This is a genomic window from Amycolatopsis palatopharyngis (assembly GCF_003385185.1).
GTDB classification, from domain to species: Bacteria; Actinomycetota; Actinomycetes; order Mycobacteriales; family Pseudonocardiaceae; genus Amycolatopsis; species Amycolatopsis palatopharyngis.
The window spans coordinates 173,256-189,239 of record NZ_PQHZ01000010.1 but is presented as its reverse complement, the minus strand read 5'-3'; the positions used below and the strand labels follow the sequence as shown (position 1 = coordinate 189,239).

The following is a 15,984-nucleotide window of genomic DNA, read 5'->3' as shown; positions in this document are numbered from 1 at the left end:
CACCATCGCCGCCGCGGCAGCCTGCTCGGCCGACCGCTCCCGCTCCGACTTCCTCATCTTCCTCTGATCCGCGCTCACAGCATCGGATGCCATCACTGTCCGTACCCATCCCGCCGGATTTCACCCCCGGCGTGTCGGGCCGGAAACACCGCTCACGACACAGTCCCCGTGTGGGGGCTGCTGAAGGGATCTGTGACATCTGAGATCGCTTGCTGATGTGCAGGCGTGGAAGGATGTTGCTGTGCCCAAGCCCTACCCCCGTGAGTTCCGTGAGGACGTCGTCCGGGTTGCCCGAAACCGCGAGTCGGGTGTGACGATCGAGCAGGTCGCGAACGACTTCGGAGTCCATCCGATGACGTTGCAGAAGTGGCTGCGTCAGGCCGGCGTCGAAGACGGCGTGAAGCCGGGCGTCACCACGGATGCAGCGCGGGAGCTGCGGGAACTCAAGCGTCGCAATCGGCTGTTGGAGCAGGAGAACGAGGTCTTGCGCCGCGCGGCGGCGTATTTGTCGCAGGGCAATCTGCCGGGAAAAGGCTCTACCCGCTCGTGAAGGAGTTGGCTGCCGCCGGTGCCCGGGTCCGGGTGCCGGTGGTGGTGTCGTGTCGGGTGTTGAAACTCCACCGCCAGCACTACTACGCCTGGCTGGCCTGCCCGGTGACCGATGCCGAGCTGGCCGAGGCGTATCTGGCGAACGCGCTCTTCGACGCCCACCGTGACGATCCCGAGTTCGGGTATCGACTGCTGTTCGACGAGGTCACCGCAGCCGGTCACGAGGTGTCCGACCGCACGGTGTGGAAGATCTGCTCGGCCAACCAGTGGTGGTGCGTGTTCGGTAAGAAACGGCGTGGCAGAAAGGCCCGTTCCGGCGCGCCCGTGCACGAGGATCTCGTGTGTCGAGAGTTCACCGCCGATGAGCCGAACCGCCTGTGGTTGACCGACATCTCCGAACACCCGACGAGCGAGGGCAAGCTCTACATCTGCGCGGTCAAGGACGTGTGGTCCAACCGGATCGTGGGCTACTCCATCGCTGAGCGCATGACCTCCCAGCTGGCCGTTGACGCGCTCCAGTCTGCCGTCGCCCGACGGGGCGGCAACGTCGTCGGCTGCACGCTGCACTCCGACAGAGGCGGTCAGTTCCGTTCACGCAAGCTGCAACAATCGTTGTGGCGGCACCACATGCGCGGATCCATGGGCCACGTCGGCGCGGCCGGTGACAACGCCGCCATGGAGAGCTTCTTCAGCCTCCTCCAGCGCAACGTACTCGATCGCCGCCGCTGGGACACCCGGGAAGAACTCCGGATCGCGATCGTGACCTGGATCGAGCGCACCTACCACCGCCGACGCCGCCAAGCCCGACTCGGCCGTTTGACCCCCATCGAGTACGAAACCATCATGAGCCAGGCCGCCACAACCGCGGCCTAAACCGCTGTCACAGAATCATTCAGCAGCCCCACCGAGCCAATCCACCCGGTGTGCTTCGCAGAGCCGTTCGTGCGTGTTGCGTTCGATCTCCAGCAGCCGGGGAACCTGACTCGGCGACGTCCGCAACATCGGACAGCGAACGCAGTCTTTTCTGAACTTTGGGACCGGCGCATCCCAAACTTTTGATCTGCAGCTCTCTGCAACGAATCGGTGATGTCAGCGGAACCACTGCGAGATGTTCCGGGGACCGAGAGCCGCTCCGCCTGCCGCCTCGGTACTGTGACTTCGCATGGCCGACATCGAGATCGAGATCACCGCAGACCTGGTTCGCGATCTGCTGCAAGAGCAACATCCAGACCTTGCAGGGCTGGCCATCCGCGAGGTGGCGGGCGGCTGGGGCAACCACATGTGGCGCCTCGGGGACGAGTTGGCCGTGCGCATGCAGCGCATGGACCCCACCCCGGAGCTCCAGCTCAAGGAGCGGCGCTGGCTACCCGTGTTGGCCCCGCGTCTGCCGCTCCCGGTGCCGACCCCGGTGCGGTTCGGCGAACCGTCCGAGCGCTTCCCCAAGCACTGGACCGTGATGACCTGGGTTCCCGGCGAGCCGCTGGATTACGGTTCGATCAGCCGCGGCGCCCACGCGGCCGACACGCTGGCGGGCTTCCTCCGGGCGCTCCATGTGGAGGCACCCGCCGAGGCGCCAATCGCTACAGACCGCGGTGCCCATCCCAGGAACTGCACGGACGGCTTCGAGAACTTCTTCCAGGCCGTTGCCCCCGACGACATCGCTGCCGACGTCCGGGCCGTCTGGGACGACGCCGTTGCGGCCCACGCGTGGGAGGGCCCGCCGGTTTGGGTGCACGGCGACCTCCATCCTGCGAACGTCGTCGTCTCGGACGGAACGCTCTCGGGCATCGTCGATTTCGGTGACATGTTCGCCGGCGATCCGGCGTGGGACCTCGCCGCCGCATGGTTGCTGCTACCTGCGGGCACGGTCTCACGGTTCTTCGACATGTACGCGCATGCAGACGAGGAGGCGATCCGGCGAGCCCGCGGGCTGGCCGCTATGAAGTGCCTCTTCCTGATGCTCATGGGACAGAACGGAGATCGGGGCCTTCCCGGCGGCAAGCCGAACTGGGGACCTGCAGGCCGGGCGGCACTTGATCGTGTTTTGGAGGGCGTTTGATGCGCGCTGCTTGAACTTGTTCTCGGATTCTGGTTGAGGGCAAGCTCGCGTCGCTGTTCGCCCGGACAGCACCGGCCCGCGCTACAAACAGCCCGCCCGGATCACTCAGGTCCTCGACTCCTGAGTCCTGCTCCACCTAAACCTCCGTCCTGGCGATTACGTTTGAGGACGGAGCTTTCCCCGGCTAAGCCACCAACGCCACGGACGACACGGCACGAATGCGATCAACGGTCCGGTGCACCGCCTTGCCGGAATACGACATGCGCAGGCAGAACAGGTGGCAGTTGACTCCTGCAGGAGTCAGCGAACACTTCGCCGAGAGCGGTTTTGCCGTCGCACTCTGGCGCCAAGCCGAGACTACCTGGGATTTGGAGCTGACTGCGAACACGAGTGGTTGGCGTATTGCGCGATTCGTGACCAGTAGTCTGCGTAGCGCTCGAGTCCTGGCGACGCAGCTGACTGGTACGGGCGCGGCGCCGATTGAGCCAATGCTGCTCTTTGTTTAGCCTGGGTGTGTCTGGCGATGCGCCAGGTTCGACTGGCCTCGCAGGGTATGGGCAGGTGCCAGCTTTCCGCCCAATATTGGCGAGGCTCATAGGTTTCGTTGGCGAGCGCGGCTGTGGCGTGCTTCGCGAGGAGTATTGCGCAAGCCTGTGCGTAGGAGGTGAATGGTTCGGTTCCGGTAAGTGGGATTCCGGTGGCGATCATGCTGACCCAGTAGCGGTACGGCTGGTCATGTGTGCATAGGGGCGGCACTGCGTCCGGCCGCGCGGCCCGTGCGAAGGTTGCGCCGCGCAGTGCATTGTCGAGATCACGTCGATACAGGACTTCGCCGGGCCACTTAAGGTCAGGGGTATACCCGTAGTCACGATGGAGCCCTATATAGAAGCGGGTGAATTCCGCGCGGGCGCTGAGGGCGCTGTGGAGATCGACGTGGTCGTGAAGAACGACGACGAGGTCGATATCGGAGCGGGGCGATTCTGACAACGAGTCGGCGCTGCTGCCCGTGACGCAGGAGAACAAGGCCATGGCACCGAAGATGGCTTCGACGCCGGAGGTAGCTTCACCAAGAACTGGCTTGATGATCATTCTTCTTCTCAAGAATCAGCAGTGGGTAGGTGGCGGCTTGGGTTGGTGTCAGCGTGGAAGTCGACGAAGTGTACGGCGCTGGGGATGTGAACGGTGCCGTCGGGACGAAGGTGCTTGTGGACGAAGGCATCGATGGCGCTGTGGACTCGGGGGTCGTTGCATAGTTTGGCGTAGTTGTTGAGGTGTCCGGTCAAGAACCAGTCTTGGGCGGCGGTGGTGGATCTCAGTACTGCGACGCCGGGGAGACGTGCGTGATGAAAGGTTCCACGATCGTCGATGTCGGCATCGATGAGTGCGTCGTGGAGCAGGTTCCAGGTGTAGTCGCGGCCGGTTCCGGGAAAGGGGGCGATGCGTTCCCATAGGTTGGTGACCAGGCGCTGTTCCTCGGTGTTGGCGTCGAAGAAGAGCATGATCATGTGGCCGCCGGGGGCTAGGAGGTCAACCAGGTGCTGGAGTAGGGACCGAGCTCGGGTGCGCCCTTGTTCGGGGTCAGTTGTGCTGACTACGCCGTCCGCGGTGGTTTCCTCGAAGCACTCGAGTAGTGGGTAGCTCATGGACCAAAACGCGCCGATGAGGTCGAAGCTGTTGCTCCGCCCCTCCCTGTGCAGGGCATGGACGACGGATTCGGTGTCTGTGCAGCGGGTGGTGATGTCGGCGAAGCGCTGGCGGACCGCCGAGATCATGCCTTCGCTCTTGTCAGTTGCGAGCAGTCTTGCCGCATACGGTGCTAACAGGCTCGTCAGGCGTCCTGGGCCACAGCCGAGTTCGAGGACCTCGTGTTTTCCGGCGTCGGGTGGTGGCCCAAGATGTGTGCTGAGGTAGTCGCGGACGAGGTCGAGGTCTTCCTTGCCTCCGTAGTAGTGGGGTGGGAGGACTTCTTCATAGATCTCCGAGTACCGATATCCGGCATTGAACTCCTGGGTGCTCACGCAGGGCTCTCCTCAACCTGTTTGTCCTGACCCGCAAGAATCTGAAGTGGCAGGCCGTGTAGATCAGCGAGCATGTGTTGGATCTCAAGGAAGTAGGTCTGTATCCGAGGCGTGACGCGGTGTTGGTGAGCTGCGCGCAAATATGCTCGGGATACGTGCAGCAAGAGCTGTGTCACCGGGTGGGGCGACCGTTCTTGAAGACTGCGCAGCAGCGTCGCGGGAGTGCGAAGAAGTAAGCACAGTACGGGCCAGGCCTCGTCGTCGCTGGTCTGACTGCGGCGGCTGACGCCATGGCCGTTCTCAGCGGTGCGGCGTGCCTGAATGATCAGCGGTAGCAGTCCTGCGCTCGTCACGTCTGGCAGGTCGATGGGAGTTTGTCTTCGCCGTATCGTCAAGGCGAACGCAAGTTGCCACAGCCCTTGTGTGCCATGTTTCTCGAGGATGTCGGTGATGGTGAGTAAACGGTTCTGTCGCGCCGAAAACTTGCGTCCCTGATTGGTGACGACGCCGAATCCGACGTAGTCGAGCGTATGTGGAGGGAAGAGGTCTTGGAGCGCCCACTGCAGCAGCGCTTGGTCGTCCCCAACGACATGGATGACGCGGTCGGCCTGGGCCAACTGTCTGCGCGTGTTGAGTACGTCGCGGGTGAAGTACAGCCAGCTCCCGTCGGCGCGCGTCAGCGGAATCAGCCCTTGGTGACGACGCAGGCAGAGAGTTCCGTTGACGACGGTGACGTCGTTGTGGCTGGCGAGTTCGGTGAGAACCGTGGCATCCGCGGGTAGCGTGCTTTCGTATTCGACTTGGTCGACAGCTGCGCGGATTGTCCGGAGGTCGGAGAGCGCGGCACGGAGGATGCGCTGGTGCCAGAACGTCTGCGGTAGGGGTTCTCGAGCGCGGAGGCTCGTCATGAGATGCGTGTGGTCGTCATTGCTCAGGGAGACGACTTTCTCTAGCCAGGGGTGGCGCTGGCGGAGTCGTTCGATGTCCTGGTGGCGGTTGGCTTGGAACATGTTGACCAGGGCGTAGAGCACGGCGGCCGCGTGGTCAAAGCGGAGGTGCGTCGGCAGCAGGGTCATATCTGTTCGCTGGAGGATCCACGTGAGCAAGCGTGTTTGGCGGCCGTGATCGTTGACGAAGTAGCGCGAGGACACTCGTGCACCGGCTGAACGAAGAAGCCTCACGAGGAAGCCGCCGATCAGCGATCCTCTGAGTGAGCCTGCGTGTAGCGGGTGGACCGGGTTGACGCTGGTGTGCTCGACAAGGATTGACTGATCTTGCAGGTACTGAGACCACGGCTTCACCAGATCTGACACCGAGTGGCAACGGGCCCACCGGCTGATAGTTCCAGCCGAAGCGAGGCGTTTCAGAGCAGTGCCACTCTGCGAGGACCCATAAATGCCGTTGGCGTCCCAATAGACCGGGCCGCGGTGATCGCGAGGCAGTACGGATTGCAGAAGGGGGTTGATCGCGATCGAGTGGTCGCGGGCGCTGACGCTCACCAGCCACGCTCCCAGTCGGCCACTGCTGCTCGGATTCGAGCTTGTGTCGGTTCCTGGTCACAGGCGATGGTGTTGTCCGTTGAGTGTCGCCTGCAGTAGTCGGGAAACCGGGGCAACAATTCACGCATCTTGTCCGCCGAGACCAGCGATCGAGGTGAGCGTATCTGCGGTAGGCGGGCGGCCAGTGCGCTGACACAGTCGTAGCGCTCGACCGGCCACTCCTGTAGGTGTGCGCTGACCAGTAGACAGGCGAACAGCAGCTCGCCGTGCCATGCGGGACTGACAAGATAGGGCTCGAGGAAGTAGGCCAGGTAGTGCTCGGTGCCTTCCTCGAAGCCGGGATGTCCGGCGAGTAAACCGAGATGCACCTTCGTCGCCAACAGTTCGGCCAGCAGCTCCAATCGTGGCGATGAGGGGTGTATCCACGCCTCGGGCTCGTCAGTCGCGGTGTCGACCAGTGCTCGAGCCGCGGCCGCGATACCTGCTTGCTTTCCGGGATGGCGTCGCTGCCAGTCGTGGCCGGCCGATTCGATCGCCAGCAGGTCACCGAGGCCGTTGTGGTGCAAGTGCCAGTCGCTCGCCAGCAGTACCCGGTCGTCGAGCAGAACGGCATCTGCCGCACCGGTCTCGTGATAGACCACGGTTCCGTGGTCTCGGGTCGCCGTGACGGTGCTGAATGGCGCGTCCGTCGACAGCACGGTCGGGATGACCAGCACGGGCAGCCCAGCGCTGTGAGCTGCAAACATCGCTGCGTCGATGGTCGTCCCGGATCCCAGGGCAACGACGCGGCGGGTGTCTCGAAGGCGGGCTTGGACGAGGTTCGACGCGGCAACGTGCTGGAAGCCGGTGAGGTCGAGTTCTGCTGAATGCGCAACTCGGAGAGCACTGGGACTTGAGACAACCGTGGTGCGTACGTCGCGCCACTGGTTCAACAAGCTCCGGCTCCGATACAGGGGTGGGACGCGATCAGTAGCGGGGGCTGTGCTCACGTCGTCTCCGCACCATCACCCGGCCGCGGGCGACTGAGTTCGTAGGGGATGAGAACAGGGCCACTCCGCCGATTATGGGCGCCGCGCACGAGAGTGGTGTGCCGGTAGCCGCCGAACGGTGACCAGGCGTCTTCGAAGTCGTAGATGGCCTGATTGACGGCGACGTGTGCGAAATCGGCGGTGCCCGTTCGTTGCGAATCTCCGAAGATCGTCATGCTGAGCGCGAACCGACCGGCTGAGAGCATCTGCTGTAGCTGACGTGTGTTCGAGTACCGGACGATCGGGAGCACGGGACAGAACGTCTCTTCGAGCACCACCGGTGCGTCCGCCTCGGCCTCGAGGATCGCCAGATCGTAGAGGCCGTCGTCAAGTTGACGTCCCTTCCGGATCACGCTTCCGAGATCGGACAGCTGCGAATACCAGGGCTTCGCTGCATCGGGGATCAGCAGCGGCCCAAGGTCGGTCTCGGGTTCTTCGTTATCCCCCACGGTGATCGCATCGGCTTGCCCTATCAGGGCCTCGACGAAGGCGTCGTACACGGAGTCCGCGACGTAGACGCGTTCGGTCGCCAGGCAGTCCTGTGCACTGTTGAACAGCCTCGTCGCGATCACCGTCTCTGCTGCTTGTTGCAGATCGGCGTCCGTGGTGACAACGGTGGCGCTCACCCCAGGTCCCTGGCCAATGAACTGCGTCTGCGCGGGCAGCCGTTCGTCCAGTAGCTGGATGTGCTCCGCGCTACCGGCGAACACCACGCCGTCGGCCTCAGTGCACGCCCGTGCGGAGAACTCCGACCACGGCGCGGCCGTCATCACAACGTCCGCGCCCGCATCGGTAACGATGTCGCCCATCAACTGCGCACAGTGTCGACTCGCCGACGCTGCCCTCGTGATCACCCGGTTGCCCACCACGGCGGGAGACAGAGCGAACAGCACGAACGAGTACATCGGCATGGTCGCCGGCGTCGAGGCGTACACCGTACCGACCGGATCACGAGAATCGAGCCAGTCGGTACGCCGCTCGTCGGCCTCCAAGGCTGCGAGCGTCCAGTCCAGCTCTGTGCGTGCTGTGCGGTAGGTCTCGACGCCTACCAATGCATCCAGCAACGTCTCGCGCTGTGCACGGACACGCTCGGCCACCGCTGCCAGCAACTGCTTGCCGTACACACTCACGTGTCACAACCCCCAGCCGTGGATGTCCCTCAGACTGAGCGTAACGACGTGATCAATGCGGCCAATCGAGTGAAGCAGGCGTCACAGCCCGCGACACTACATTTTTTCCGGCGCCGCGATCCCGAGCAACTCCAGCCCCTGAGCCAGCGTTCGTGCCGTCAACGCACACAATGCCAGCCGATTCGCAAGGATGTCGTCGTTCTCGGCCTTCAGTACCGGGCACGCCTCGTAGAACTCGGAGAACGCACGCGCGAGCCCGTACAGGTAGCCCGCGAGGCGGTGCGGCTCAAGCGTGTCCGCGACGACCTTGCACGTCGCGTTGAATTCGTCGAGCAGCAACGACAGTGCCCGCTCCTGCGACTGCAGCGCGAGGTCGGACGCGAACCGCGCTTCGCCAACCCCGGCCTCGGCCGCCCTACGCTGAATCGACTTGATCCGGGTGTGCATGTACTGGAGATAGACACCGGTGGCACCGTTGAAGGAGACCATGCGGTCGACGTCGAACGAGTAGTCCTTCGTTCGCACGCTCGATAGTTCGGCGTACTTCACCGCGCCGACGCTTGCCGGCTCGGCGATCTCGTCAAGCTCAGTGGCGGCGAGGTCGGGCTCCTTCTCCGCGACGATCTCCCGTGCCCGCCGGAGCGCATCATCGAGCAAGTCGGCGAGCTTGACCGTGCCACCCGCGCGGGTCTTGAACGGCTTGCCGTCACTACCCAACACCGTGCCGAACTGCACGTGCACCACGTCTTGATCGGTCAGCCACCCGGCCCGCCGAGCCACCCGGAACACCATGTCGAAGTGCTGCGCCTGGCGGGCATCCACCACATACAGCGCACGGGTCGCCTTCAGCTCCTGTAGCCGGTACCGGATCGTGGCCAGGTCCGTGGCACCGTAGCCATAGCCGCCGTCGCGCTTGCGAACCAACAGTGGAACACGGTCGCCTTCTGGTCCCTGGATGTCGTCGAAGAAGACGACCAGAGCGCCCTGGCTTTCCTCGACGATGCCCTTGCGGCGCAGTTCCTCGACGACGTCCCCGAGGAGCGCGTTGTATCGAGATTCACCTGCCAGGTCGTCGTGGTTGAGCAGCACCCCGAGCCGGTCATAGATCCGCTGGAAGGCGATCTCCGACTCGTTGACGATCTCGCGCCACGCCTCAACCGTCTCCTCGTCGCCGGACTGCAGGGCCACCACCCGGCGCTGCGCACGCTCCTTGAACGCGGCATCGGCGTCGAACTCGGCTCGGGCAGCGCGATAGAGCGCGTCCAAGGCCGACGTGGCGTCCTCGTGCCCGACCTGGCCGACCTCGGTATTCCGCCAGCTCGCCTCCGGGTGCTCGACGATGTACTGAATCAGCATCCCGAACTGCGTGCCCCAGTCGCCGACATGGTTCTGCCGGATGACCTCAGCCCCAAGAAAGCCCAGGACACGAACGAGAGCATCGCCGATCAGCGTCGTCCGCAAGTGCCCGACGTGCATCTCCTTGGCGATGTTGGGTGCCGAATAGTCGACAACGACTACCTGACCACTCTGGCTCTCCGCCACCCCCAGCCTCGGCTGCTCGGCACGCTGCGTCAGCTGCCTGATGATCGCCCTATCCGCCACCGTGATGTTGAGAAATCCCGGCCCGGACAACTCAACGCCGGTGATCCAGGGCACTGCTGCAAGGTGCGGCTGCAGCCTCTCCGCCAGGTCGCGAGGCTTTTCACGTGCCTTCTTGGCGAGGGCGAGCGCAACGTTCGACTGAAAGTCCGCATGGTCGGATCGGCGCACCAAGGGGTCCTGCTCAGCAAGTTCCGCAGGCAGCACCGCGGCCATCGCCGCAGACACCGCCTGCTCCACCTCAGAGACCAATGAGCGCACTTGCTCCACCACGCCGCAACCCTTCAACGAAGCTCGAGAACCGATATCAGACCTGCTCACAGTGTGCCGGACCCACCTAACCGCCGGGTCAGTGCCTCCCCGGCCTCCCCGCACAGACCCGCCCGATGCTGCCGACAGGCGACCAGCGAAGATAACCAGGTGCTAGGAACACGCTTCGAACCGCACATGCGACGAGCGCTCACCGTCGCGCGCGAACTGCACGACCCCGGAGCAGGCGACCTGCCCGCCGGCGCGGTGCTATACGACGCCGACGGCAACGAGGTCGCTGCCGCGCATCACGACAGAGCGAGCACGTACGACCCCACCGCCCACGCGGAAATGACGGTGCTTCGTGCAGCAGGCGCGAAGCTCCGTACCTGGCGGATGCACGGATGCATCCTTGTCACCACCCTCGAGCCGTGCACCATGTGCGCTGGCGCGATCAGCCTGGCACGAATCCCTACACTCGTCATCGGCTCATGGGATGACTCCAACGGGGCCATCTGTTCCATGTGGGACGTCGTCCGAGACCGGCGCCTCAACCACTTCGTCGAAGTCATCCCCGAGGTACTCCGCGAAGAGTGCGACGCACTGCTGCACAGCTACTGGCACGCACCACCCCTGTCCTGAACAGCCAGACTGACCGTCTTGCCCACAGGCAGTAGTTGCGTAGGGCCGGTGGCGCCGTTCTTTGATCCGGTCTCGCCGTAGCACTCAGCCGCAGAATGCAACTGTCCACGGGACATGAAAGGGCATGACATCCGGGTCGTGTGGCCCGCGCATGGCTCCTCGCGCCACCTGACCGCTCCCGTGGCCTGGCATCCCGAGGTCGCGGAGATGCCAATGCGCACACTCGACTTCGCCGATCACCGCCCACTGCTCGAGAAGTCCCTCGCTGAGCAGCAGGTCGACCACTCGTTGGTGCGGGTGGCCACCGGGGCGGGTGACTACGTAACAATACTTCGGCTGATCTCGGATCAGTCGGGCTGTCTCCCAGACAAGCGCTCGGCTGTTCGGACACGATTGGTGCCAGCAGGCTAAGGACGTAACAGACGGGATGTTGCATGGCGGCGGGGTACAGCGGAGGGCTCGAACTCACCTGGACGAACAAGGACAAGGCGCTCCTGTCCACGGGGGACGGCAAGTACGACTACACGTTCGTCGATCGAGCTGACTACCGCGTCTCTGAGGTTCGTCTCCTGCATGAGGTTGAGCGCATCGACGCGCCGACCCACGAAGATTGGCCTGATGGGCTACCTGAGCCCACAACCGAGAACCTCCTCATCACGGGCGATGCCATGCATGTTCTGGACGTCCTGAGGAAGGTGCCCGAGTACGCCGAGCACTACCTCGGCAAGGTGAAGTTGGTGTACATCGACCCTCCGTTCAACACGGGGAAGACATTCACCAACTACGACGACAACATCGAGCACTCGATCTGGCTCACGATGCTCCGCGACCGCTTGAGGCAGATCAAACCGCTTCTGTCTGACGATGGCTCGGTGTGGGTGCACCTCGACGACGCGGAGGTGCACCGGTGCCGTTCGGTGATGGACGAAGAACTCGGTGCCGAGAACTTCCTCGCGGAGGTCGTGTGGCAGAAGGCTACATCGCCACGAAACGACACCACGGGCTTCTCAGCCTCCCATGACAGCTTGTTGGTGTACCGCAAGACCGATCACTGGGCCCCAAACCGGATGAAGCGGCTCGCCTCCTCGAACACATCCCGCTATCGCTCCCGAGATGGAGACCCGGTGCCGTGGCGCGACGGCGACGCAACGGCGGGGAAGGCTGCTACCAACCACCCGATGGTCTACGCGATCCAGCACCCGGTCACCGGCGGGCTGATGTACCCGACTCCCGGACGATGCTGGGGCAAGGCGCAGTCTTGGTTCCTTGAGCAGATGAACGAGTACGCCGAGTACGAACTGCGTGACATTGGCGATGAGGAACGCCGAGCCACCATCTGCGGCACCACTCCCGAGCGGGTCAAGCCGGGTGTCCCGGCCATCATGCTTGCGGAGCCGTTGGAAGACGCGGCCAAAGCAGCACGCGCCAGGTACGAAGCGGGAACTTGGCCTGAGTTGGTCTTCCTGGACCTTGACAAGGAACGCATCCAGCGCAAGAAACATCTGGCTGATGAAGGGCGTGTGCCGGAGACACTGTGGTTCGCAACAGACGTCGGCGGGTCCTTGCGGGGTAAGAACCAGATCCGCGATCTGTTCCCGAACCTCCACGCCTTTGCCACCCCGAAGCCAGAGGAACTGCTGCAGCGGGTCATTCACATCGGCTCGAACCCCGGCGACATTGTGCTCGACTGTTACGGCGGGTCTGGAACAACCGCGGCGGTTGCACACAAGATGGGGCGCCGCTGGGTAACCGCCGAACTTCTCACAGCCACGGTGGCTACCTACACGAAACCACGGCTAGCGCGGGTAGTGAAAGGCGACGAACCGGGCGGGGTTACGACGTCGACGGAGCGTGTCGCAGACGCGGACCTGCCGGACGATGTGACGCCCGAGGAGGCGCAGGAGTTCAACCGGTTGCTGAAGAAGATCGTGAAAGGTGTCGACGTCGACAAGGACGCGATAAAGGCGCTCCGGAACGCCACGAAGACCAAGAACCAGACCACGACCCTCTGGCACGGCGGTGGTGGGTTCTCGCATCTCGAAGTCGGCCCGTCAATGTTCGAGAGCATCGGCGACATCGTCGTCCTCGCTGAGTGGGCCACCCAAGGCGACCTCGCGCAAGCAATGTGCGCCCAGCTCGGCGTTCGCTACCGGCCTGATGGCATCTTCGCCGCCAGGCGCGGTCAGGTGCGCTACGTAACCCTGGACGGCCTTGTCGGGCACGGCACAGTGGCGGCGATCCTTGACCAACTTCCCGAGAAGCAGATCGTTGAAATTTGGGCGACCCAGATCGACCCGGATGCCGAAGAGGCGCTTCGTAAGGCCCGCAAGGGATCACGGTTGACGAAGATCCCCGAGGCCGTGCTCGACACCTACCGGCGGCGTGCGGCCAAGACGTCTCCGTTCAAACGCCGTACGCAGGAACCGGAGGGAGCAGACTCATGAGCGACATCCACATCAACGACGACCTCGTCTCCGAGATTGCCCACAGACTCGAGCTGCGCATGCCCAACCGCACAGCAGTCGAGAGCGTCGCAGCGATGACCTCGATGCACTTCGACGTCGAAGCGAACGCGGCCCCGTTCGAGTGCGTTGTCGATTCGGCCACCGGGGTCGGCAAGACCTACGTCATGGCCGGACTCATCGAGTACTTCGCTGGCCTGACGAACCCCGCCCGCAACTTTTTGCTCCTTGCCCCCGGCCGCACGATCCGGGACAAGAGCATCAAAAATTTCAGCCCAGGCCACCGCAAGTCACTGACCGACGCGATGGAATCTGAGCCGTTCGTGATCACGGCCGACAACTTCAAAAGCCCGGCAACGCGCAAGGTGATGGAGGACAGCAGCCGACCGAAACTGTTCATCTTCACTGTCCACGCCCTCACTTCGAAGACAGGTGAAGGGCGTGCCACTCACGAGTACCAGGAGTGGCTCGGCGGCTCCTTGTTCGACTGGCTCAGCTGCCTCGACGACCTGGTCATCCTCGCCGACGAGCACCACTGCTACCGCGGCGCAGCGTTCTCGAAGACCATCACCGACCTGCTGCCCGAACTCGTTGTCGGCCTGACGGCAACTCCTGCGAAGGCAGACGAGAACCTCGTCGTCTACCGCTACCCCTTGGCTCGCGCGATCAAGGACCAACTCGTCAAGACGCCCGTCCTCGTCGCGCGCAAGGACGACCGGAACGACGATCACACCAAACTCCTCGACGGGGTCACGCTGCTCCGCTATAAGGAGCGCCTTACCTACGCCCGGTGCGACGAAGAAGGCATCTCGCGCATCAACCCGGTCATGCTCGTCATCGCTCAAGACACGGCCGAAGCGGACCGTTACCAGGAGCTGTTCGACAGCGAAGCGTTCGACAACGGCGCTTGGATCGGTCGCACGCTGGTCGTCCACTCAAACCTGAAGGGTGACGAGAAAGAAGCGGCACTGGCCGCGCTGGAGGACGTGGAGGACCCGCAGTCCCCCGTGCGCGTCATCATCAGCGTGGGCATGCTGAAAGAAGGCTGGGACGTCAAGAACGTCTACGTCATCGCCTCCATGCGCGCCAGCGTGTCATCCGTGCTCACCGAGCAGACCCTCGGACGCGGTATGCGACTCCCGTTCGGGGAGTACACCGGAGTCGAGATGCTCGACACTGTCGAGGTGCTCGCTCACGAACGATACGAGGCCCTGCTGGCCAAGCGGCAAGCGCTGAACGAGAAGTTCATTGACCACGCGGTACTCGCCGAGATCCGCCGCACCGCAGAGGGCAAGCTGGTCGCTCGCCGAAAGATCGTCAATGACACGGCCGATGTCCTCCCCCCAATCAACACCACCGCAGGCGCTACGCCGCCCGCCGACGAGCAGACCGGTCCAGTGACCTCCAGTTCACTCTCTGTGGAGCCAGGGCCCGCGGGTGGAATCGTCGACTTGGAGGGCCTGCTCGGGAAGGCCAAGGACGCGGCAGAGGAGACCGAGTCCAGCGTGCGGAAGCACTACCCGCTTCTGGACCGCGCTGAGATCGCAATTCCGTACACGCAGAAGGTCGCCTCCAAAGCAGTGGTATCCCTCAACCAGATCCACGACGACGCCCCGTTCACCGCGCTCGGAAAGGCCCTCACGACCGAAGCCGACACCGAATTGCGCCGGACGCTGCTGCGACCTGACGAAGGCGGAATAGTCCGCGGCGTACAAGCCGCGGCGAAGGTCGAAGCCCTTGCCCTTGACATCCCACTCGAAGACTCTCGCGCTGGCCTCGTGAAAGCCGTCATGCGCGCCCCCAGCGTCCGCCCGGAAGCAGGAGAGGCGCGCGCGGCACAACGCCTCGCCGATCTGCTCATTGACGGTATGGGAACCGACGCACAAAAGCACCTGTCCGCGTTCTGGGAGCGCGCCGCCCGCAGGCTCACCACCCTCGTCACGGACCAACTGAAGAGAGTCGCCAACCAGGATGTTGTGTTCTCCGATGAGGTGAAGTTCCAGAGGTTGCAGAAGGAACGCCAGACCACCAAGGAGCACCTAGGCGGGCACTCCGAGCCGCACTCGAAGTCGGTCGCCTACAACGGTTGGACGAAGTGCCTCTACGAGTACGCCTGGTTCGACACTTCGCCTGAGTACAAGGCCGCACAGGCGCTCGACGAGTCCCCCAACGTCATCGTGTGGGCACGTCTCCACATCAACGACCTGCCGATCACGTGGACGCAGGAGGGCCGCGAGTACAACCCCGACCTCGTCGCAATCGAGGAGGTCAACGGGCAACGGACGTGCTGGCTCATCGAGACCAAAATGAACAAGGAAGCCCACGCCGAAGACGTCCGGGCCAAGGCGAAGGCAGCCAAGACCTGGGCCAACACAGTCAACAACAGCGGCAAGGTCAACGACAAATGGCACTACATCCTCCTAACCGAAGATGACGTCAACGACGCCGGACTTGACTGGAACCAGATGAAGGCCTTCGGCGCACGGTAAGGGCTTAGCGCGGGTTGCCGTTGGGCCGCCGGAATCGGCGATGATCGTGAGCGTCGTCGCTGCTGGGCAGGTGCCCTCGGCGGGAACTGCCCTCCTGCTAACGCTCATCAGCAGGAGGGCAGTGTGTTCGCGCCGATAAGCGAGGACGGCAGGTCGACTGGGCTTCAGTTCCCCGTTCATAACCTCGGCTCGACTCTGTCGGATAGGCCCGAGGTATGCACGTCACTGAGTCACCGCGAGTAGTTGCCGGGTATCCGCGG

12 protein-coding genes are annotated in these 15,984 nt (G+C 63.7%); 6 read left to right on the top strand and 6 right to left on the bottom strand.

Annotated features, from left to right (window positions below; translation table 11 throughout):
- Positions 1-241 precede the first annotated feature (241 nt).
- A protein-coding gene (locus D0C15_RS10715) for an IS3 family transposase (RefSeq protein WP_245975699.1) occupies positions 242-1,422 on the top strand; the annotation gives its coding sequence in 2 pieces (ribosomal slippage) (positions 242-526 and positions 529-1,422; 1,179 coding nt in all).
- 289 nt (positions 1,423-1,711) lie between these two features.
- Complete coding sequence (locus D0C15_RS10710) at positions 1,712-2,608, top strand: aminoglycoside phosphotransferase family protein (protein WP_116043573.1); 897 nt, start codon at positions 1,712-1,714, stop codon at positions 2,606-2,608.
- 357 nt (positions 2,609-2,965) lie between these two features.
- On the opposite strand, the gene D0C15_RS34040 is transcribed toward D0C15_RS10710, so the two are convergent.
- The 6 genes from D0C15_RS34040 to argS (D0C15_RS10685) form a co-directional block, all read right to left on the bottom strand.
- Positions 2,966-3,697 carry a hypothetical protein gene (locus D0C15_RS34040; protein WP_162830000.1) on the bottom strand — a complete coding sequence of 244 codons (732 nt, stop codon included), beginning with the start codon at positions 3,695-3,697 and terminating at the stop codon, positions 2,966-2,968.
- 8 nt (positions 3,698-3,705) lie between these two features.
- Complete coding sequence (locus D0C15_RS10705) at positions 3,706-4,626, bottom strand: class I SAM-dependent methyltransferase (RefSeq protein WP_116043570.1); 921 nt, start codon at positions 4,624-4,626, stop codon at positions 3,706-3,708.
- Positions 4,623-6,125 (bottom strand): arginine--tRNA ligase domain-containing protein, encoded by a 1,503-nt coding sequence (argS, locus tag D0C15_RS10700; RefSeq protein WP_162829999.1) that lies wholly within the window; start codon positions 6,123-6,125, stop codon positions 4,623-4,625. Before argS (D0C15_RS10700) ends, D0C15_RS10705 begins: the two co-directional genes overlap by 4 nt.
- Positions 6,122-7,114 (bottom strand): iron-containing alcohol dehydrogenase, encoded by a 993-nt coding sequence (locus tag D0C15_RS10695; RefSeq protein ID WP_116043564.1) that lies wholly within the window; start codon positions 7,112-7,114, stop codon positions 6,122-6,124. Before D0C15_RS10695 ends, argS (D0C15_RS10700) begins: the two co-directional genes overlap by 4 nt.
- Positions 7,111-8,283, bottom strand: coding sequence for an aldehyde dehydrogenase family protein (locus tag D0C15_RS10690; protein WP_116043561.1), 1,173 nt, complete (start codon positions 8,281-8,283; stop codon positions 7,111-7,113). Before D0C15_RS10690 ends, D0C15_RS10695 begins: the two co-directional genes overlap by 4 nt.
- A 96-nt stretch (positions 8,284-8,379) precedes the next feature.
- On the bottom strand, positions 8,380-10,155 hold the full coding sequence (gene argS / locus D0C15_RS10685) for an arginine--tRNA ligase (RefSeq protein ID WP_245975698.1): 1,776 nt from the start codon (positions 10,153-10,155) through the stop codon (positions 8,380-8,382).
- 174 nt (positions 10,156-10,329) lie between these two features.
- On the opposite strand from argS (D0C15_RS10685), the gene D0C15_RS10680 reads away from it, so the two are divergent.
- The 4 genes from D0C15_RS10680 to D0C15_RS10665 all read left to right on the top strand — a co-directional run bounded on the left by D0C15_RS10680 (position 10,330) and on the right by D0C15_RS10665 (position 15,724).
- On the top strand, positions 10,330-10,773 hold the full coding sequence (locus tag D0C15_RS10680; RefSeq protein WP_116043559.1) for a nucleoside deaminase: 444 nt from the start codon (positions 10,330-10,332) through the stop codon (positions 10,771-10,773).
- Positions 10,774-10,887: 114 nt separating this feature from the next.
- Entirely contained in the window at positions 10,888-11,184 is a 297-nt protein-coding gene (locus D0C15_RS10675) for a hypothetical protein (protein ID WP_116043557.1), read from the top strand.
- A 23-nt stretch (positions 11,185-11,207) separates the two neighbouring features.
- Positions 11,208-13,217: a site-specific DNA-methyltransferase gene (locus D0C15_RS10670; protein ID WP_116043554.1), complete on the top strand. Its 2,010-nt coding sequence runs from the start codon at positions 11,208-11,210 to the stop codon at positions 13,215-13,217.
- The gene (locus tag D0C15_RS10665) at positions 13,214-15,724 is read left to right on the top strand and encodes a DEAD/DEAH box helicase (protein WP_116043551.1); all 2,511 of its coding nucleotides are present in this window, start codon (positions 13,214-13,216) and stop codon (positions 15,722-15,724) included. Before D0C15_RS10670 ends, D0C15_RS10665 begins: the two co-directional genes overlap by 4 nt.
- Positions 15,725-15,984 lie beyond the last annotated feature (260 nt).